General features: G+C 68.6%; 19 protein-coding genes. 4 read left to right on the forward strand and 15 right to left on the reverse strand.

Features of this window, described 5'->3' with window-relative positions; genetic code table 11:
- Positions 1-40: 40 nt before the first annotated feature.
- From CAL11_RS19025 to CAL11_RS19070, 10 genes are all read right to left on the reverse strand, one after another.
- Positions 41-952 carry a LysR substrate-binding domain-containing protein gene (locus CAL11_RS19025; RefSeq protein ID WP_086093865.1) on the reverse strand — a complete coding sequence of 304 codons (912 nt, stop codon included), beginning with the start codon at positions 950-952 and terminating at the stop codon, positions 41-43.
- A gap of 130 nt (positions 953-1082) precedes the next feature.
- Positions 1083-1760, reverse strand: coding sequence for an isochorismatase family protein (locus CAL11_RS19030; RefSeq protein ID WP_068925192.1), 678 nt, complete (start codon positions 1758-1760; stop codon positions 1083-1085).
- Between the two features lie 173 nt (positions 1761-1933).
- Complete coding sequence (locus CAL11_RS19035; RefSeq protein WP_086093866.1) at positions 1934-2839, reverse strand: DMT family transporter; 906 nt, start codon at positions 2837-2839, stop codon at positions 1934-1936.
- Positions 2836-3843: an NAD-dependent epimerase/dehydratase family protein gene (locus CAL11_RS19040; protein WP_086093867.1), complete on the reverse strand. Its 1008-nt coding sequence runs from the start codon at positions 3841-3843 to the stop codon at positions 2836-2838. Before CAL11_RS19040 ends, CAL11_RS19035 begins: the two co-directional genes overlap by 4 nt.
- On the reverse strand, positions 3840-4733 hold the full coding sequence (locus CAL11_RS19045; protein WP_033461773.1) for an alpha/beta fold hydrolase: 894 nt from the start codon (positions 4731-4733) through the stop codon (positions 3840-3842). The genes CAL11_RS19040 and CAL11_RS19045 overlap by 4 nt, the downstream gene beginning before the upstream one ends.
- A 5-nt stretch (positions 4734-4738) precedes the next feature.
- A complete protein-coding gene (locus CAL11_RS19050) occupies positions 4739-5539 on the reverse strand; it encodes a sugar phosphate isomerase/epimerase family protein (protein WP_086093868.1) in 801 nt (266 codons plus the stop codon).
- Positions 5540-5541: 2 nt separating this feature from the next.
- Complete coding sequence (locus tag CAL11_RS19055; RefSeq protein WP_033461775.1) at positions 5542-6798, reverse strand: TRAP transporter large permease; 1257 nt, start codon at positions 6796-6798, stop codon at positions 5542-5544.
- A 21-nt stretch (positions 6799-6819) separates the two neighbouring features.
- Entirely contained in the window at positions 6820-7347 is a 528-nt protein-coding gene (locus CAL11_RS19060; protein WP_033461776.1) for a TRAP transporter small permease, read from the reverse strand.
- A 21-nt stretch (positions 7348-7368) separates the two neighbouring features.
- Positions 7369-8373: a TRAP transporter substrate-binding protein DctP gene (gene dctP, locus CAL11_RS19065; protein WP_068925186.1), complete on the reverse strand. Its 1005-nt coding sequence runs from the start codon at positions 8371-8373 to the stop codon at positions 7369-7371.
- A 79-nt stretch (positions 8374-8452) separates the two neighbouring features.
- Complete coding sequence (locus CAL11_RS19070; RefSeq protein ID WP_033461780.1) at positions 8453-9640, reverse strand: CaiB/BaiF CoA transferase family protein; 1188 nt, start codon at positions 9638-9640, stop codon at positions 8453-8455.
- Between the two features lie 196 nt (positions 9641-9836).
- Between CAL11_RS19070 and CAL11_RS19075 the strand changes: the two genes are divergently transcribed.
- The 3 genes from CAL11_RS19075 (at position 9837) to CAL11_RS19085 (ending at position 12090) form a co-directional block, all read left to right on the forward strand.
- Entirely contained in the window at positions 9837-10496 is a 660-nt protein-coding gene (locus CAL11_RS19075; RefSeq protein ID WP_086093869.1) for a GntR family transcriptional regulator, read from the forward strand.
- A 148-nt stretch (positions 10497-10644) separates the two neighbouring features.
- Positions 10645-11436 (forward strand): DUF899 domain-containing protein, encoded by a 792-nt coding sequence (locus CAL11_RS19080; protein ID WP_068925182.1) that lies wholly within the window; start codon positions 10645-10647, stop codon positions 11434-11436.
- Positions 11437-11565: 129 nt separating this feature from the next.
- Complete coding sequence (locus CAL11_RS19085) at positions 11566-12090, forward strand: carboxymuconolactone decarboxylase family protein (RefSeq protein WP_033461784.1); 525 nt, start codon at positions 11566-11568, stop codon at positions 12088-12090.
- A gap of 43 nt (positions 12091-12133) precedes the next feature.
- Here CAL11_RS19085 and CAL11_RS19090 read toward each other — a convergent pair whose 3' ends face one another.
- The 4 genes from CAL11_RS19090 to CAL11_RS19105 form a co-directional block, all read right to left on the reverse strand.
- Entirely contained in the window at positions 12134-13066 is a 933-nt protein-coding gene (locus tag CAL11_RS19090; protein ID WP_033461785.1) for a 3-keto-5-aminohexanoate cleavage protein, read from the reverse strand.
- 13 nt (positions 13067-13079) lie between these two features.
- Positions 13080-14039, reverse strand: coding sequence for a tripartite tricarboxylate transporter substrate binding protein (locus CAL11_RS19095; RefSeq protein ID WP_068925180.1), 960 nt, complete (start codon positions 14037-14039; stop codon positions 13080-13082).
- Between the two features lie 74 nt (positions 14040-14113).
- The gene (locus tag CAL11_RS19100; RefSeq protein ID WP_086093870.1) at positions 14114-14917 is read right to left on the reverse strand and encodes an SDR family NAD(P)-dependent oxidoreductase; all 804 of its coding nucleotides are present in this window, start codon (positions 14915-14917) and stop codon (positions 14114-14116) included.
- A gap of 32 nt (positions 14918-14949) precedes the next feature.
- Positions 14950-15744: an SDR family NAD(P)-dependent oxidoreductase gene (locus CAL11_RS19105; protein WP_068925175.1), complete on the reverse strand. Its 795-nt coding sequence runs from the start codon at positions 15742-15744 to the stop codon at positions 14950-14952.
- 104 nt (positions 15745-15848) lie between these two features.
- On the opposite strand from CAL11_RS19105, the gene CAL11_RS19110 reads away from it, so the two are divergent.
- Positions 15849-16769, forward strand: a complete 921-nt coding sequence (locus tag CAL11_RS19110) for a LysR family transcriptional regulator (RefSeq protein WP_068925173.1) — start codon at positions 15849-15851, stop codon at positions 16767-16769.
- A 30-nt stretch (positions 16770-16799) separates the two neighbouring features.
- Here CAL11_RS19110 and CAL11_RS19115 read toward each other — a convergent pair whose 3' ends face one another.
- A complete protein-coding gene (locus CAL11_RS19115) occupies positions 16800-18095 on the reverse strand; it encodes an O-acetylhomoserine aminocarboxypropyltransferase/cysteine synthase family protein (protein ID WP_086093871.1) in 1296 nt (431 codons plus the stop codon).
- Between the last annotated feature and the right edge of the window lie 20 nt (positions 18096-18115).

Here is an 18115-nt window from a genome sequence, read left to right on the forward strand (position 1 = left end):
GAATACGGGCATGGCGGCGCGGCGATGCGCGCCCCGTGCATCATAGCCGCCCGTCGTCGCTGCGCGGATACTCCTTGCCCAGGAACTCCAGCAGCTCGCGCACCGCGGGCATCACGCCGCGGCGCGAAGGAAAGACCGCGTGCACCTGGCCGGGCACCGGCTGCCACGGCTCGCACAAGGCCACCAGCGCGCCGGCGCGCAATTCCTCGCGCATCATCACCAGCGGCAACGCGCCGACCCCCACGCCCGCCAGCACCGCGGCCTTGAGCGCCGCCGCGTCGTCGGTCGCCAGCCGCGGCCGCAAGGCCACGGCAAAGCGGCGGCCCTGGTCGTCTTCGAGGTCCCAGCGCCCTTCGCGCAGTTCCGTGCCCAGCACCACCGACGGCAGGCGCGCCAGGTCTTCTGGCCCGCGAATGGCCGCGCCCCGCGCCAGCAGGCGCGGGCTGGCCACCAGCCGCTGGCGCGCGACGCCCAGCGGCTTCATGATGAGCTCGCTGCTCTCGACCGGCCCGAACCGCACGCGCACCGCCAGGTCGAACCCCTCGCTCAGCACGTCCACCGGACGGTTGAGGCTCTTCAGATGCACATGCACCTTGGGACACTGGATCATGAACCGCGCCACCAGTTGCGCCAGCGCGCCCTGGATCAGCGCGGGCGGCGCGGTCACGCGCAGGATGCCCTGCGGCTCGGCGTGGACGCGGTCTATGACTTCCTGCGCGGCCTCGGCGCCGGCCAGCATGGCCTGGCACTGGGCGTAGTACTCCTGGCCGATGTGGGTCACCGAGAAACTGCGGCTGGAGCGGTGCACCAGGCGCACGCCCAGCCGTTCCTCCAGCGCGGCCACGCGCCGGCTCAGGCGCGACTTGGGAATGTTCAGCAGCCGCCCGGCCTGCGCGAAGCCGCCGTGGCGCACCACCTGCACGAAGTAATAGAGATCGTTGAGGTTTTCCAGGCTCTTCTCCCGTCTGGATATCCGCCAGGCGCGCCCGGCGGCGGCAGGCCCGCGCAGGTCCTGGCGCGCGCCGTCATGCCGGCGTCGCGGCGCCTGTCCCCCAGGGACAGGCGCTCATGCCTGCCGTCCCTCAGCGCTGGGAATCGAGGATTTCGTTGTTCTTCAGCACGTCCTGCGCCTTGACGTAGCTTTCGATCAGCAACTGGTAGGCGGGGAACACCTGAGTGTAGACTTCGGCCCACTGCTGGGCGTCCGCGCGGTTCCAGGTGCGCTGCAGTTCGGAAGCCACCGCCGCCGTGTCCATCGGCACGACGCCGGCCTGCACCACGCGGGCCAGGGTGATCTCCTGCGCCATCTTCGAATAGGTGCCCGAGGCGTCGATCACCGCGAAGACCTTGTAGCCATCGGCCACCGCGCTGATCGACGGGAAAGCCATGCATACGCTGGTGATGGTGCCGGCGATGATGAGCGTCTTGCGCCCGGTGGCCTTGACCGCCGCCACGAACTCGGGGTTGTCCCAGGCATTGATCTCGCCCTTGCGCGCCACGTACTGGGCATGCGGGGCGTTGGCGTGGATTTCCGGAATCAGCGGGCCGTTGGGGCCCTGCGGCACCGAGGCCGTGGTGATGACGGGCAGCTTGCTCAGCGTGGCCATCTTGGCCAGCGCGGCCGCGCGGGCGCGCAACTCCGGCATCGGCATGTCGCCCACCGTCTGGAACAGGCCGCTCTGGTGGTCGATCAGCAGCATCACCGAATCGGCGGGATCGATGACGGGACGCTGGCCGTTGAAATTGGCGGGTACGGACATGACTTTCTCCTGGAGAGATGCGCCCCGGAAGGCGCGAAAAGTAACGGTCCGCACATAATAAAAATGGAACGATCAACCGACTAGTTACGCAAATTCGATCTCATAGTCCTTTTTTTGGAACGATGCCGCCCGACAACGCCCTCGCCGGGATGCGCCGTATCCAGCGCCGCCGCTTAATTCACCCGGGCGCGCTTGCCCAGGTAGACGATGGCGATGATGGCCAGCGAAAAGGCGATGGTCAGCCCGTCGAGCGACTCGCCGACGATGGGCACGGCGAACAGCAGGGCCAGGAACGGCTGCAGCAGCTGGACCTGGCTCACGCGCACCGCGCCCCCCACCGTCATGGCGCGATACCAGATGAAGAAACCGATCCACATGGGAAACACGCCCAGGTAGCCGACCCCGCCCCAGGCCTTCCACGAGACCGCGTCGGCCGGCCAATAGGCCAGGCTGACGGCCAGCATCGGCACGAACGTGACGGCCAGTATCCAGCTGATGACCTCGCCGGCCGACATGGCCGCCGACGCCTTGGCTCCGGTGACATAGCCGATGGCGCCCACGATGACCGCCGCCAGCAGCATCAGGTCGCCATAACCGACCTGGCCGTTGCCGCGATACAGGGCGAACGCCAGCACCAGGGCGCATCCTGCCACGGCGCACAGCCAGAACGCGGCTGAGGGACGCTGCCGGAACAGGATGGCGCCGAACACCGCCGTGGCCAGCGGCAGCACGCCGGTGAACACCGCGGCCTGCATGGCGTCCACGTAGCGCAGCGCCAGCGCGAGGAACAGCGGAAAACCGACCACCGTGCCCATGCCGCTGGCAAACAGCGACATGCGCACCCGCCTGGGGGGCAGCGGCGAGCGGATGGCTAGCAGGTAGAGAATGCTCAGCAAGCCGGCCAGGGCCGCGCGCGCGCAGGTGACGAAGACCGGCGAGAGCTGCGGCGCGGAGACGTCCCCGACCGCCAGCCGCGTCATGGGCAGCGACATGGCGAAGATGGCCACGGCGACCAGGCCCATGAGCAGGCCGCCGGTCTCGCCGCCGGCTTTCGATCCCACTGGGTTCATGTCCGTCATCCTTGTTGCGCGGCGTTCGGCCCGGTGGCGTACAGGCCCAGCGCCAGCCAGGCCAGGTAATCGTCCAGCGCGGCCGCGGCGTCGTACTCGGGGCGGTAGCCGACCTCGTCGCGCAACGCGTCGATGGAGAACGGCGCGCGCGGCGTGGGCGTCTGGCGCCCGACGTTGACCTGCTCCGGGGTATCCACGAAACGGTATTCGAAGCCCGGGAAGCGGGCCCGCACCAGCTCGCACCACTGCTGCGCCGACCAGCGCCCGCCGGTGCCGATCTGGTAGACGGGCCGGCCCAGTTCGCGCGCCAGCAGCAGCTTGTGCACGGCCTGCGCGACGTCGGGGGCGTAGACCCAGTCGTCCGGCAGTTGCCGCGCCAGCGCGGCGGTCCCGCCCGCGCGGGCCTGGCCGAGGATCTGGTACGGGATGCTGAGCGTGTCGCGCACGCCGGTGTCGTGCTCCCAGCGGCCGAACACCACGCCCAGGCGCGCCACCACCACGTCCAGTCCGTGCTGGGCCCGGTAGCGGCACGCCAGCCGCTCGGCCGCGTACTTGGTCACGCCGTACAGCGAATCCGGCACCGGCGGATCCTGGTCCGGATCCAGCAGGCCGTCGGTGCGGCAGCGCGCCCCGTAGACCGAGCCCGTGCCCAGTTGCACGACGCGCCGGATGCCGCACGACGCGGCGGCCGACAGCACCTCCAGCGTACCCAGCAGGTTGACCTCGATCACGGCGTGCGGCTGGGCGCGCTCGCGCTCCAGGCCCGCGGTGATCGCCGCGCCGTGGACCACGTCGGTGATCCCGTGCTGCGCGAACACGGCGCGGATGCGCGCGCCGTCGCGCACGTCGCCCTGCACCGCCTCGAACCGTCCGCCCAGCGCCCCGAGATAGTCCATGACCCGGGGCGGCGGCGTCTCGCTGCCGTACGACACGACGCTTGCGCCCGCCTTGAGCAGGCGCTCCACGATGTTCAGGCCGACAAAGCCTGCCCCGCCGGTGACCAGGATGTTCAAGACTTGCCTCCCGACATGCCGGTGATGGTATCGGCCATGGCGCGCGGATCGCGCTGCGGCCAGCGGCCGCTGGCCGCGTGCACCATGAAGTCGCCCAGCACGCGGTTGAAGGCTTCGCTGGCCTCCAGGTTGATGGTATGGCCGCAGTTGGGAATGACGCTCAGCGCGGCCGACGGGATCACGCGCTTGAGCATCAGGCCCGGCGCCAGGCAGGGCCAGTCCTCGTCGCCGTTGAGGATCAGCGTGGGAACCGTCAGCGCGCCCAGCTGCTCCTCCAGCTCGTACAGCGAGGGGCGCTCGCGTTGCACGCCCAGCTGGGTGTTGGCCGAGCCCAGCGCCGAATGGGTTTTCATGAGCGCGACGAATTCGGCGAAGCCCAGCGGGTCCGCGCGCAGGAACGGCATGCGCGTGGGGCCCTGGGTATAGCGCTCGGCGAAGGCCGGCATGCCCAGTTCGAGCAGCAGCCGCGCGCTGGTTTCGGACTCCTGGCGAAACAGGTCGCGGCGGCCGGGCTCGGCGCCATAGCCCACGCCCGCCACGCACAGCGACAGCGCGCGCTCGGGGTGCGCCAGGCCCAGGTGCAGGGCGGCGAAGCCGCCCATCGACAGGCCGACGACGTGCGCCCTGGACACGCCGGCCGCGTCCATCACCGCGACGATGTCGCGCACCGCCTGCGCCTGCGAGTACGCCGAGGCGCTTTCGGGCACCTCGGAGGGCGGATAGCCGCGGGCGTTGAAGCGGATGCATTGGTACTGGCGCGCGAAATGCCGCACCTGCGGCTCCCAGCTGCGCAGGTTGCCGGCAAACTCGTGGACGAAAACGATGGGGGTGCCCTCCCCGGTCGTTTCGTAGTGCAGACGCACGCCATCGGAAGCTATCGCGGTTGCCATGGTTTCTACTCGCCTTTGAGGCCGAGACGCCGCGCGGAATCGTCGATGATCCGCGCATAGTCCATCCCGGGAAGTTGATCGATGAAAAGCTCTATCTCGACGGGGCAGTCCACCGCCAGCCCGTCCAGGTATCCGGCGGCCGGCAGGCGGCCGGCGCCCAGCGGGGCGCGCCGCGCCTGGCCCGGATGGCCGGTCCAGGTCACGTCGCACCACTGCGTGAGGCCGATGGGAACGCCCTGGCCGCCCAGCAGGCGCGGCAGGTCCGGGTCGGCCCACAGGTGGAAGTAATCGACATTGATCGTCGCTTCGCCAATGGCATCGCGCAGCGCCTCCACTTGCGCGATGGTGTTGACGCAGCTCTTGGAAAAAACGTTGGAGAGGTTCAGCGGCTCGATCGCCAGCCGCACGCCGGCCGCGCGCGCCTGCGCGCCAAAACCCTCCAGCGCCCGCGCCACCGCCTGCCGCGCCTGCTGCAGCGGCACGGATTCGTCGTCGGCGCCCACGATGACGTTCAACGCCACCGCGTCGAGCGCCGCGGCCGCCTCCAGCAGCCGCAGGTTGCGCCCGGCCTGGCCGGCCGCGCCGCCGCGGAAGAACCCGGCGGTGTTGACCGACGAGACGCGCAGCCCCAGGCCGTCGAGCAGCGACGCGATCGCCGGCAGAGGCATTTCGTCCAGCGCGGCGGCGGTCAGGCCGATGCCGCCGAAGCCGGCCCGGGCCACGCGGGCCGCGAACTCGGGCAGCGGCGTGCCCGCCGGGCAGAGGTAGTGGTTCACCGCATACAGCGGCGGGCGATCCGTTTGCATGGCTAGAAGTAGTCGAACAATTCCGGCACGCCGGGGATGAAGACCATGGCCACCATGAAGGCGAACAGCAGCAGCACGAACGGCACGCAACCGCGGAACACCCGCATCACCGGCACCTCGCTGATCGCGCTGATGGCGAACAGGTTCAGGCCGATGGGCGGGGTGATCACCGCGATCTCCATGTTCAGGATCACGAAGATACCGAAGAAAATCGGATTGATGTCGAATCCGGCCAGCATGGGCAGCAGGATGGGCATGGTGATCAGGATGACCGAGATCACTTCCAGGAACATCCCTATCACCAGGAAGAACAGCATCACCCCGATGTAGAACCCGGCCTTGGACAGGTCCATCGACGACACGAAGTCGAACATGGCGTGCGGCACCCGTTCGTTGGTCATCGCATACCCGAACAGCTGCGCGCCGGCCAGGATCAGCATGATGAGCGAGGACGTGGTGGCCGCGTCGGTCAGCACCGCCAGCAGCTTGCGCGCCGTCTGGCCATAGAACAGCGCCAGCGCCAGCGCGTAGACGCAGCTGACCGCCGCCGCTTCCATGGGCGTGAAGATGCCGGAATAGATCCCGCCCAGCACGATCACCGGCGACAGCAGCACGCCCAGCGCGGCCTTGAACGCCTTCCAGCGCTCGGCGGCGCTCGCCTTGGGCTGCGGCGCCACGCCGGATTTGCAGCCGAAGATGTAGGCCACGATGACCAGGCAGATGGTCAGCACGATGCCCACCGCCGCGCCGGCGGCGAACAGCCCGGCGATCGAGCTCTCGGTCACCATCCCATAGACGACCAGCGGCACGCTGGGCGGCAGCAGGATGCCCAGCCCGCCGGCGCTGGCGATCAGTCCCACGCACAGCGTGCGGTCATAGCCGCGCTTGACCATTTCCGGGATCATCACGGTGCCGATGGCCGCGGCCGTGGCGACCGAGCTGCCGCAGATCGACGAGAACATCGCCGTGGCGATGACGGCGATGGCCAGCAGCCCCCCGCGGGTGTGCCGCAGGAACGTGTCGATCAGGTGGATCAGGCGCATGGTGGCGCCCGTGCGGCTGAGGATCTCGGCGGCCAGGATGAAGAACGGAATGGCCAGCAGGCCGGACGAGTTCAGCGAGCCGAACAGCTGCGAAGCCAGGGCGTCGGCCGCGGCGTTCTGGGTCAGCAGATACGCCAGGCCGCAGGCGCCCAGGGCGAAGGCCACCGGCATGCCGCCCACCAGCGCGGCGAACAGCGTCGAAAAAGTAGCGAACATGGTTTTCTCTCAGATCGAGCGCTAGGCCGTGGGGCTATGGACGGCTTCCGAAACCAGCGCCGAGGCGGGAGTCTTGAGCAGGTGGACGACGCGCTGGACCAGCCGCACGGTCAGCAGGAAGCCGCCGATCGGCATGATGAGTTGCGGCACCCACAGCGGCAGCCTCAGCATGGTCATGGTGGTCTCGCCGAATATCCAGCTGTCGTGCACCAGCACCAGGCCCGAGTAGGTCAGGTAGGCGGCGAACGCGGCGGACATCAGGCTGCCGAATATATCGAGCATCCGCCCCACTGCGGGCGAGGCCAGCGTGAAGATGACGTCGATGCGGATATGCATGTTCTTCTTGGCGGCGATGGACGCCGTGAAGAACACGCTCCAGATGACCATGTACGAGGCGATCTCGTCGGCCCCGACCATCGATACCCCGAACAGGTTGCGGCCGGCGATCTCCGTGACGATCAGGATGACCGAGAGGGTCAGGAAGACCCCCCCGACCATCAGCTCGACCGTGTCCCAGGCCCGGCCCAGTCTGCGCAGCAAAGTCAGCATGATGATTTCCCGGGAGCTGGTCTACTTGGCCATCGCGGCCTTCAGCTTCTCGACCTGTTCGATGCGCTGGCGGATGTTCTCGGGCTGGTTCTTGTAGACCGGCTTCATCACTTCGCGCCACTGGGCCAGTTCTTCCGGCGTCGGGTCGGCGAACGTGACGCCGTTGTCGGTCATCAGCTTCTCGGACTGCGCGATGTTCTCGACGGTGTGGTCGTAGTTCCATTTCTCCGTCAGGCGCATGGCCTCTTCGAGCACTTTGCGATGCTCCTCGCTGAGCGACTCCCAGCGGCGGTCGTTGACCACCACGCCATAGCCGCCGACGAACAGCGTCATGCGGGTGCCGCCCTTGACCACCTCGTACCAGCGGCTGGGCGCGGCGAACGTGATCGCCGACACCACGCCCTCGATCAGCCCTTGCTGCAGCGACACATAGACGTCGGGCGCGGGCAGCGAAACCGGGATGCCGTTGGCGGCGCGTATGCCGGCCTCCAGCGGCGCCGAGGGGAAGATGCGGATCTTCTTGCCGGCCAGGTCGGCGGGCTTTTCCACCGGCTTGCCGCGCACGAACACATAGCCCGGGCCGTCATGCCAGATGCCCAGCCCGTGCAGGCGGTTGCGCTTGAGGCCGGCCAGCATCTCGCGGCCGAGTTCGCCCTGCACGATGCGCATGCCCTGCTGCGCGTTGTCGAACAGCATGGGCATGTAGAAAACGTCCCAGCTGTTGTCGATCGGGATGAAATAGCTGGTCTGCGGTGCGATGATGTCGACCTGCCCGCGCATGGCCGCGCGCACCTCGTCCTTGGTGGGGATGAGCTGCGCGCTGGGGAACACCTCGATCTTCAGGCTGCCGCCGCTCAGTTCCGCGACCTTCTCGGCGAAGTAGTTGGCGGCGCGGCCCTTGGCCTGCGTTTCGGGCGCCTCGTGCGAGAACTTCAGCACCACGGGATCGGCCGCGGCGGCCAGGCCGGGCAACGCGATCAGCTCGCACGCCAGCGCGGCGGCGCAAAGTATTTTCCAGTATTTCATCGTTTTCCCCTGGGAATGGTATGTGGACTCGTTGCTCGATGATGGTTGAACTGCGTTCGATGCCGGCCGGCGCGGCCGTTCAGAACACCCCTTGCGCGCGCAGGCGTTCGAGGTCGGCAGGCTGGTAGCCCAGCTCGGCCAGGATGGCTTCGCTGTGCTCGCCCCATTGCGGCGCGCCGGCCGTCACCTCGGCCGGGGTGCGCGACAGCACCACCGGCTGGGTGATGACCGTCACGTCCTGGTCGACGCTGGTCGGCACCGTGACCGCCACGTTCAGGTGCCGCACCTGCTCGTCGGCGATGACCTGCGGAATCGTGTAGACCGGACCGGCCGGCACGCCGCCTTCGTTCAGCACCCGGACCCAGTGCTGCACGTCATGGCGCGCGAAGATCGGCGCCAGCACCTCGTTGAGCATGGCGCGGTTGCGCACGCGCAGCTTCTCGCTGCCGTACTCGGGCACCTCGACCAGGTCCTCGCGGCCCAGGATGCGGCACAGGCGCTGCCAGGTGCCTTCGCCCGACGAGCCCAGGTTGAACGGACCATCGCTGGCCTGGTACAGGCCCATGGGCGAGCTGGTCGGGTGGTCGTTGCCCACCGCGACCGGCACGTCGCCCTCGTTCAGGTAGCGGGCCACCTGGAAGTCCAGCATGGCGATCAGGCTGTGCAGCAGGGACGCCTGCACCCACTGCCCCTGGCCGGAACGCTGGCGCTCGATGACCGCCATCAGGATGCCCATGGCCGCGTACATGCCGGCGCCCACGTCCGCCACGGCCAGGCCCGCGCGCATGGGCTTGCCGCCCGGCTCGCCGGTGATCGACATCAGCCCGCTCAGGCCCTGGATGATCTGGTCGAAACCCGGGCGCCGCGCATACGGGCCAGACTGGCCGTAACCGGAAATGCTGGCCAGGATGATGCGCGGGTTGATGCCGCGCAGCGTCTCGTAGTCCAGCCCCAGGCGCGCCTTGACGTCGGGGCGCCAGTTCTCGACCACCACGTCGGCGGTCTCGACCAGCTTGTAGAGGATCTCGCGGCCCTGCGGGTACTTCAGGTTCAGCGTGAGCGAACGCTTGTTGCGGTTCAGGTTCTGGAAATCCCCGCTCATGCGGTCGGCCGCGAACATCGCCTCGTTGGGGTCGACCCCGCGAGGCGGCTCGATGCGGATCACGTCCGCGCCGAAATCGGCCAGCATGCGCACGCACGCGGGGCCGGCGCGCACGCGGGAAAGATCGAGAACGCGAATCTGGGACAGGGGCTTGGAGCCGGACATGGTCAGCGAATCCTTAATGTGACGCCTTGGGAACAGGCGCGGACCGCCGCTGGCATGCGGCGGCCTTCGTCCTGGATGAGAATTTCCCAAAGCCTTATAAATATTTTTTACTGCATCTTCGATATATTTTATAGCATGCTAATCTATATGGACGCATCCAAAAAAATATCGGGGTTTCTACTGATGCGGGAGAAAAATGAAGGTCAGCGACAGAATTCGGATCGACATCGAACGGCAACTCCAGGACGGCACGCTGTTGCCGGGCGACCAGGTTGACGACGGCAAGCTGGCCGCGCAGCACAATGTGTCGCGCACGCCGGTGCGCGAGGCGCTGCTGCAGTTGCAGGCGCAGGGCCTGCTGACCAGCCTGCCGCGCGGCGGCATGGTGGTGGCCAAGATGGACGTGCAGCAATTGCTGTCCATGTGGGAGCTGCTGGCCGAGCTGGAAAGCCTGTGCGCCCGCTATGCCTGCGAGCGCATGACGGACGAAGAGCGCGTCGTGCTCAGGCAACTGCACGAGGACGCCGCCGCCATCGTCGAAGCCAACGACGAAGTGGGCTGGCAGGAAATGAACCTGGCTTTCCACGAAGCGCTGTACAAGGGGTCGCGCAATCCCTACCTGCGCCAGGAGATCCTGCGCATGCGGACCCAGACCGGCGCCTATCGGCGGCACGCCTTCGGCGCGGTCGGACGCATTCCGACGTCCTACGGACACCACCAGCTGGTGCTCGACGCGGTGCTCGCCAACCAGCCGGCCCAGGCGGCCAAGGCCATGTTCGAGCACATGAGCCCGGGGCACGGCACGCGCGGGGTGGCCGACATGATCGTCAACATGCCGCGCTCGCTGCTCAGCTGAGGCTGCGCGGGCATGGCGCCGGACAGGCGCCAGGGCGCCACATTCAGGGCGCCACATTTGTTACTCCCCGCCGGCGGCCGGCGGTGCCACACTGTTTCGGGGCCGCGCGCATGCGGCGCGCGGCCTGGCCCGAACCAGGAGACGCACCATGACCCGCCAACCCGGAACTTCCGCCCCATCCTCCCCGCCCGCCATGGACACGCCGCCGGTGGTGTCCGCCCAGGAATGGGAAGCGGCGCGCGAGCGCCTGCTCGCCAGGGAGAAAGCCCACACCCGCGCCCGCGATGCCCTGGCCGCCGAGCGCCGGCGCATGCCGTGGATGGCGGTGCGCGACGGCTACGCCTTCGAAGGCCCCCAGGGGCCGGCCAGCCTGCTCGACCTGTTCGAGGGCCGGCGCCAGCTCATCGTGTACCGCGCCTTCTACGAGCCGGGCGTATACGGCTGGCCCGACCACGCATGCCGCGGCTGCTCCATGGTGGCCGACCAGGTCGCCCACCTGGCCCACCTCAACGCGCGCGACACCACCCTGGCGTTCGTCTCGCGCGCGCCGCAGGCCGACATCGCCCGGCTGAAGGCCCGCATGGGCTGGGACATGCCCTGGTACACCATCACCGATGGCTTCGACGCCGACTTCGGCGTGCACGAATGGCACGGCACCAATGTGTTCATCCGCGACGGCGCGCGGCTGTTCCGCACCTATTTCGTCAACAGCCGCGGCGACGAACAGATGGGCGGCACCTGGAACTATCTCGACATCACGCCGCTGGGCCGCCAGGAAGACTGGGAAGACTCGCCGGCCGGCTATCCGCAGACGCCGCCCTACAAGTGGTGGAACTGGCACGACAGCTATGTGGCCGACGCGCCGCCCGACCGTGAATGGGTCAGGGTGTCGGACGCCGGCGAGGCGGCGTTCCGGCAGGACGGCAAGGCGCGCCCCTGAGCGCCGGCGCGCCCACGGTATCATTCATGCGTCCCATGAATAACCCGTGCCGAAACGGGAATGCCGCCGCGCGGCCGCCGCCTGTAAAGTGGACGGCGCACGGCAACCCATCACGAGGAGGAGCAAGCCTTGGCAAGAATCCCGTACGCCGATCTCGGCAATGAACAGGCGCGCCCGCTGGTCGAGCGCATCGTCGCCGAACGCGGCAGCGTCCTGCACCTGTACCAGATGCTGCTGCACAGCCCGCCCATCGCCGAGGGCTGGCTCAACTACCTGACGGCGGTGCGCCAGAAGGCCAGCCTGAGCGGCGCGCTGCGCGAGCTGGTGATCGTGCGCGTCGCGCAGATCAACGGCGCGCAGTACGAAGCCGACCAGCACATCCCCATCGCGCTCAAGGAAGGCGTGAGCCAGGCGCAGATCGACGAACTGGCCGACTGGGAGGCCTCCAGCCGGTTCAGCGACAAGGAGCGGCGCGTGCTCGCCCTGACGGACCAGATGACGCGCCAGGTGCACGTCGACAAGCCGCTGATGGCGCAGCTGGCCGCCGACTTCGACCACCAGGAACTCGTCGAGCTGGTGGCCACCGTCGCCGCCTACAACATGGTGTCGCGCTTTCTGGAAGCCTTCGGCATCCACAGCGACGACCAGCGCTGAGAGGCCGCCGGGCGCGGGGCCGCGCCGCGGCCCCGCGCCGGCCTCAGAACGCCACCTTGTCCGCGCCTTTCAGGCCCAGCATGGCGCGCGCCTCGGCCGGCGTGGCGATCTGCAGGTTGAGCGCCTCGGCGATGCGGCGGATGCGCGCCACCTGCTCGGCGTTGGAAACGGCCAGCTGTCCCGGGCCGATCCACAGCGAATCCTCCAGCCCCACCCGCACATGCGAGCCGGTGGCCAGCCCGATGGCCGCCAGCGGCATCTGGTTACGGCCGGCGCCCAGCACCGACCATTCATACTGGGTGCCGAACAGGCGGTCGGCGGTGCGGCGCATGTGCATCAGGTCCTCCGCCTCGGGGCCGATGCCGCCCAGGATGCCGAACACGGTCTGGATGAACGGCCGGCCCTGCACCAGGCCGCGCTGCGCGAAGTGCGCCAGGTTGTACAGGTGGCTGGTGTCGTAGCACTCGAACTCGAAGCGCGTACCGTTGCGGTAGCCGTTGGCGAGAATGGCCTCGATGTCCTGGTAGGTGTTCTTGAACACCAGGTCGCGGCTGTTCTCCAGGTGCTGGCGCTCCCAATCGTGGCGCAGCTGCGTAAAGCGCTGCAGCATGGGAAACAGCCCGAAGTTCATCGAGCCCATGTTCAGCGAAGCCACCTCGGGTTCGAACACCATGGCCGGCCGCATCCGTTCCTCGACCGTCATGTGCGGGCTGCCGCCGGTCGTGATGTTGATCACGGCGTCGGTCGCGTCGCGGATGGCCGGCAGGAAGGGCCGGAAATGCGCCGGGTCCTGCGAGGGACGGCCGTCCTCGGGGTCGCGTGCATGCAGGTGCAGGATGGCGGCCCCGGCGTTGGCCGCCGCCACCGAGGCCTCGATGATTTCCGCGGCGGTGACGGGCAGGTGCGGCGACATGGAGGGGGTATGGATCGCCCCGGTCACGGCACAGGTGATGATGACTTTGCGCGCTTCGGCCATGTTCGCCTCCTCTTCAGTCCAGTTGCTCGATGGCGCGCGAGAACAGGGCCCGCTGGCCGGCCAGGTACTGCTTGTAGTCCGCCGGGTCCAGCAGCCTGGCCTGCGCGCCGAACACCGCGAGGTTCTCCGCAATCTGGGCCCCGTACTTGTCGGAGACCTTCTGCGCCGCGTCGTAGATGGCCCGCACGACCTCGGGCGGCGTGCCGGCCGGCGCCGAAATGCCGTAGTAGGTCGGGCTGCCGATGTTGTAGCCCAGCTCCTTGAGCGTGGGCACGTCGGGATAGGCCTTCAGGCGTTCGTCGCCGAACACGGCCAGCGCCCGCAGCGCGCCGGACTGGATGTGCGCCTGCGCCGGCGCGATGGCCGTCGACGCCATGTCCACGTGCCCGCCCAGCAGGGCCGTAATGGCGGGCGCGCTGCCCTTGTAGGGAATGTGGCGCCACTTCACGCCGGCGTCATGCGCCAGGGCCTCGGCCAGCAGGTGCGTGATGCCCAGCGCGCCGGAGCTGGTGAAGGTGACCTTCTCGGGGTTGGACTTCGAGTACTTGACCAGTTCGTCGATCGACTTCCAGCGCGAATTCGACGGCGCCACGATCATCAACCCGCCTTCGGCCAGCGCGGCCACCGGTTCGAAGTTGTCCGGCGAGTACTTGACGTCCTGGTTGGCCAGCGGCACCACGACGATGGAGCCGGGCGAAGTGCCCACCAGGGTGTAGCCGTCGGGCGCGCTGCCGGCCACGAAGCCTGCGCCGATCCCGCCGCCCGCGCCCGGCTTGTAGTTGAGGATGACCTGCTCGCCGAGGAACTCGGGCATGCGTTCCAGGAAGGGCCGCAGCATGTTGTCGGTGTCGCCGGGCTGGAACGGAATGACGACCTGGATCGGCCGGGCCGGAAACCGGTCGGCCGCCACTGCGGCGGCCGGCGCGGCCGCCACGAGGGCGGCACAAAGCGTGGCAAACCATTTGCGTTTCATTGCTGTCTCCTTGGGTGGATCGGTCTTCTTCTTGGTATGGACGGGACCTGCGCCGGCGCGCCGCCCCGCGCGGCCTAGTCGCAGCGGGCGCTCATGCCGCCGTCGACGATCAATTCGGTGCCGGTCACGAAACGGGCCTCGTCGCTGGCCAGGAACAGCGCGGCGTTGGCCGTGTCGATGCCGTCGCCCATGAAGGGCAACGGAATGCGCTTCTGGCGCCGCGCCAGCAACTCGGCCACGTCACCGCCGGCCTGCGCCCTGGCCAGCACCGCGTCGACCAGCGGCGTGTGCATCTGGCCCGGCACCACCGTGTTGACGCGTATGCCCTGCGCGGCCAGCTCGACCGCGGCGACCCGGCCATACTGGATCACGCCGCCCTTGGCGGCCGCATAGCCGATCTGCGCCGCCCCGGTCCAGCGTATGCCCGAGGTCGAGGCGATATTGACGATGGCGCCGCCGCCCCGGGCCGCCATCACGGGGATGACGTGCTTGCTGACGCAGAACACCGTGGTGAGGTTCAGGTCCAGCTGCTGCGCCCAGTCGGCGTCCTCGAGCGCGGCCGCGCCGCCCGGGCGCGGCGCCCCCACGTTGTTGACCAGCACGTCCACCGCGCCATAGGCTTGGCGGCACGCGGCCACCATGCGCGCGACCGCCGCCGCGTCGGTGACATCGCACTCGCAGGCCGTGATCTCGCCGCCGATGGCCGCCACCTTCTCCAGCGTCTCGTCCATGGCGCGGCGATCGCGGTCCACCGCGAACACCCGCGCGCCCTCCTGCGCGAAGCGATACGCAATGGCCCGCCCGTTGCCCCAGCCCGGCCCCACGCAGCCGGCGCCCGTCACCAGCGCCACCTTGCCCGCCAATCTCTTGCCCGACATGCCCTGCCCTCCCCTGGTATGGCCGCGCCCGCTCAGCGCGTGGCGGCCGTGATGCCGCCGTCGACCACGATTTCCTGCGCCGTGATGTAGCGGCTCTCGTCGCTGGCCAGGAACAGCGCCGCATGCGCCACGTCCCAGGCGTCGCCCATGCGGCCCATCGGCACCTGCTCGTGGCGATGGCGCACGAAGCCGTCGAAATCGCCCTGGGCGTACTTGTCGGCCAGGCGGCGCACCAGCGGCGTGAACACCAGGCCGGGCACCACGCAATTCAGGCGTATGCCGCGCGCCGCATAGACGACGGCGGTGGTGCGCGTCATCTGCATCAGCGCGGCCTTGGCCGCCGCGTAGGCCACCTGCGGCTTGCCCACGTAGCGCAGCCCCGCGATCGACGACACGTTGACCACCGCGCCCGCGCCCTGGCGCTCCATCACCGGCAGCACGTGCTTGCAGGCCAGGTAGGCGGCCTTGAGGTTGACGTCCATCTGTTCGTCCCAGGTCGCCTCGCTCATGTCCACCGGCGTGCCGGGCTCGGAGCGGCCGACGTTGTTGACGAGGATGTCGATGCGGCCATAGCGGCGCAGGCACGCCTGGACCATGGCCTGCACGTCGGCCGCGCGCGTGGCGTCGGCGGTCATCGTCTCGACAGCGCCGCCTTCCTGGCGGATGATGTCCGCGGTGTTCCGGAGCGCCTCCTCGCGCAGGTCCACCCCGAATACGCGTGCGCCCTGGCGGGCCAGCAATACGGAGATGGCCTGGCCATTTCCCCAACCCTCTCCCGTGGAGCCGCAGCCTGTCACCAGCGCCACCTTGCCATCCAGTCTGAGCATGTTCTCCCCTTCCGCTTGAGACGCGTTGCGATGCGTGCAACAAGCGTATCCGGACTCGTCCGGAAGGGTGATTCCACTTTTGACGTGATTGATCGGATCTAGGAATGAATCTGACGCCCCGCGAACTGAAGATCTTCGTGTCCCTGGCAGGCTCCCTGAACTTCGGGCAGACCGCCGAGCGCTTCTACGTCACCCAGCCCACCATGAGCAAGATGATCCGGGGCCTGGAGGACAAGCTGGGCGTCAAGCTGTTCGAGCGCAGCACGCGCAGCGTGTCGCTGACGCCGGAAGGCCGCGACCTGCTGGAGGTGGCCTCGCGCGTGGTGGACGAGTTCGACATGGGAGTCACCGAACTGGCGGAGGTCGCGCGACGCCGCTCGCAGCGGCTGTCGATCGCCGCCCTGCCGTCGCTGGCCGCCATCGTGCTGCCGCAACTGGTCAATCACATACGCGGCGAGCATCCGCGCGCCATCATCAAGATCCATGACGTGATCAACGACACCGCCATGGACCTGCTGCGCATGCGCAAGGTGGATTTCGCCCTGTCCGGGCTGGACGTGGTGCACCGCGACCTGTCGTACACCGAGATCATGCGCGAGCCTTTCGTGCTGCTGGCCTCGCACGACTTCCCGATCCGGCTCGACGATACCGTCTGGCGCGAAGAGGCGCTGGAAGCCCTGCCCGTGATTTCCATGCCGCGCGGCACCGGCTCGCGGCTGTGCGTGGACATGGCCTTCATGAAACAGGGCCGGCAGTTCCGCCCCTTCCTGGAGATCCAGGGCCTGTCGACCATCGGCAAATTCGTGCAGCGCGGCAGCGGCATCGCCATCCTGCCGCGCTCGGCGGCGCAACTGGTGCTCGACGGCGCGCTCTACATCATTGCGCTGCAGGGCGCGCCGCAACGCACCATCGGCGTGATCACACGCCACGAGTCCGGCCTGTCGGACCTGGCCCAGAAGGCCATCGAATGGATCCGCCGGCACGCGCCGGCCGCGACCGGCGCGGGCGGCCCGCCGCCCGGCTGAGGGGCGGCGGCCCGGCGCGCGCGGCTGGCCTTATACCTGCGCCAGCGCCTGCTCCAGGTCGGCGATCAGGTCGTCGATATGCTCGATGCCGATCGACAGGCGCACCGTTTCCTCGCGCACACCGGCCTTTTCGAGCTCTTCGGGATTGAGCTGGCGGTGCGTGGTGGACGCCGGGTGGGTGGCCAGCGACTTGGCGTCGCCGATGTTCACCAGGCGGGTGAACAGCTGCAAGGCGTCCTGGAAGCGCGCGCCGGCCTCGCGGCCGCCCTTCACGCCGAAAGTGAACAGGCCGGGGGCCTTGCCGCCCATGTACTTGCGCACCAGCGCATGGTCGGCATGGTCGGGCAGGCCGGCGTAGTTGACCCACTCCACCTTGGGATGCTCGCGCAGGTAGCCGGCCACCTTGACCGAGTTCTCGACGATGCGGTCCACCCGCAGCGCCAGCGTCTCGATGCCCTGCAGGATCTGGAAGGCGTTGAACGGCGAGATGGCCGCGCCGGTATTGCGCAGCGGCACCACGCGGGCGCGGCCGATGTAGGCCGCCGCGCCGAACGCCTCGGTGTAGACCACGCCGTGGTAGCTCACGTCGGGCTCGTTCAGGCGCTTGAAGCGCGCCTTGTGCTCGGCCCAGGGGAACTTGCCCGAATCGATGATGGCCCCGCCCAGGCTGGTGCCGTGGCCGCCCAGGTACTTGGTGAGCGACTGCACCACGATGTCGGCGCCATGCTCGATGGGGCGCAGCAGGTAGGGCGACGGCACCGTGTTGTCGACGATCAGCGGCACGCCATGGCGATGCGCGATCTCGGCCAGCGCGGCGATGTCGGTGACGTTGCCCAGCGGGTTGCCCACCGACTCGGCGAAAATGGCCTTGGTGCGCTCGTCGATCAGCGCCTCGAACGACGCCAGGTTGCGCGGATCGGCGAACCGGGTCGAGATGCCGTACTGCGGCAACGTGTGCGCGAACAGGTTGTACGTGCCGCCATACAGCGTGCTGGACGACACGATGTTGTCGCCCGCCTCGGCGATGGTCAGGATGGCGTAGGTCACCGCCGCCTGGCCGGAGGCCAGCGCCAGCGCGGCCACGCCGCCTTCCAGCGCCGCCACGCGCTGTTCCAGCACGTCGGTGGTGGGATTCATGATGCGGGTGTAGATATTGCCCGGCACCTTCAGGTCGAACAGGTCCGCGCCATGCTGCGTATCGTCGAACGCATAGGCCACGGTCTGGTAGATCGGCACCGCCACGGCGCGCGTGGTCGGATCGGGCCGGTAGCCCCCATGTACGGCGATGGTCTCCAGCCGCCAGCCGGGTTGCTTCGGTTCGCTCATTCTTGCTCCTCGGGATCGAT

Origin of the sequence: Bordetella genomosp. 6, assembly GCF_002119705.1 — a bacterium.
GTDB lineage: Bacteria > Pseudomonadota > Gammaproteobacteria > Burkholderiales > Burkholderiaceae_B > Bordetella > Bordetella bronchiseptica_F.

Excerpts from the sequence above, each read along its gene's own strand:
- CAL11_RS19100 (WP_086093870.1), bottom strand. The coding sequence starts at position 14,917 with ATGTCGGGCAAGAGATTGGCGGGCAAGGTGGCGCTGGTGACGGGCGCC.
- CAL11_RS19095 (WP_068925180.1), bottom strand. The coding sequence starts at position 14,039 with ATGAAACGCAAATGGTTTGCCACGCTTTGTGCCGCCCTCGTGGCGGCC.
- CAL11_RS19110 (WP_068925173.1), top strand. The coding sequence starts at position 15,849 with ATGAATCTGACGCCCCGCGAACTGAAGATCTTCGTGTCCCTGGCAGGC.
- CAL11_RS19105 (WP_068925175.1), bottom strand. The coding sequence starts at position 15,744 with ATGCTCAGACTGGATGGCAAGGTGGCGCTGGTGACAGGCTGCGGCTCC.
- CAL11_RS19030 (WP_068925192.1), bottom strand. The coding sequence starts at position 1,760 with ATGTCCGTACCCGCCAATTTCAACGGCCAGCGTCCCGTCATCGATCCC.
- CAL11_RS19115 (WP_086093871.1), bottom strand. The coding sequence starts at position 18,095 with ATGAGCGAACCGAAGCAACCCGGCTGGCGGCTGGAGACCATCGCCGTA.
- CAL11_RS19045 (WP_033461773.1), bottom strand. The coding sequence starts at position 4,733 with ATGGCAACCGCGATAGCTTCCGATGGCGTGCGTCTGCACTACGAAACG.
- CAL11_RS19080 (WP_068925182.1), top strand. The coding sequence starts at position 10,645 with ATGACCCGCCAACCCGGAACTTCCGCCCCATCCTCCCCGCCCGCCATG.
- CAL11_RS19055 (WP_033461775.1), bottom strand. The coding sequence starts at position 6,798 with ATGTTCGCTACTTTTTCGACGCTGTTCGCCGCGCTGGTGGGCGGCATG.
- CAL11_RS19035 (WP_086093866.1), bottom strand. The coding sequence starts at position 2,839 with ATGACGGACATGAACCCAGTGGGATCGAAAGCCGGCGGCGAGACCGGC.
- CAL11_RS19050 (WP_086093868.1), bottom strand. The coding sequence starts at position 5,539 with ATGCAAACGGATCGCCCGCCGCTGTATGCGGTGAACCACTACCTCTGC.
- CAL11_RS19075 (WP_086093869.1), top strand. The coding sequence starts at position 9,837 with ATGAAGGTCAGCGACAGAATTCGGATCGACATCGAACGGCAACTCCAG.
- CAL11_RS19090 (WP_033461785.1), bottom strand. The coding sequence starts at position 13,066 with ATGGCCGAAGCGCGCAAAGTCATCATCACCTGTGCCGTGACCGGGGCG.
- CAL11_RS19060 (WP_033461776.1), bottom strand. The coding sequence starts at position 7,347 with ATGCTGACTTTGCTGCGCAGACTGGGCCGGGCCTGGGACACGGTCGAG.
- CAL11_RS19070 (WP_033461780.1), bottom strand. The coding sequence starts at position 9,640 with ATGTCCGGCTCCAAGCCCCTGTCCCAGATTCGCGTTCTCGATCTTTCC.
- dctP (WP_068925186.1), bottom strand. The coding sequence starts at position 8,373 with ATGAAATACTGGAAAATACTTTGCGCCGCCGCGCTGGCGTGCGAGCTG.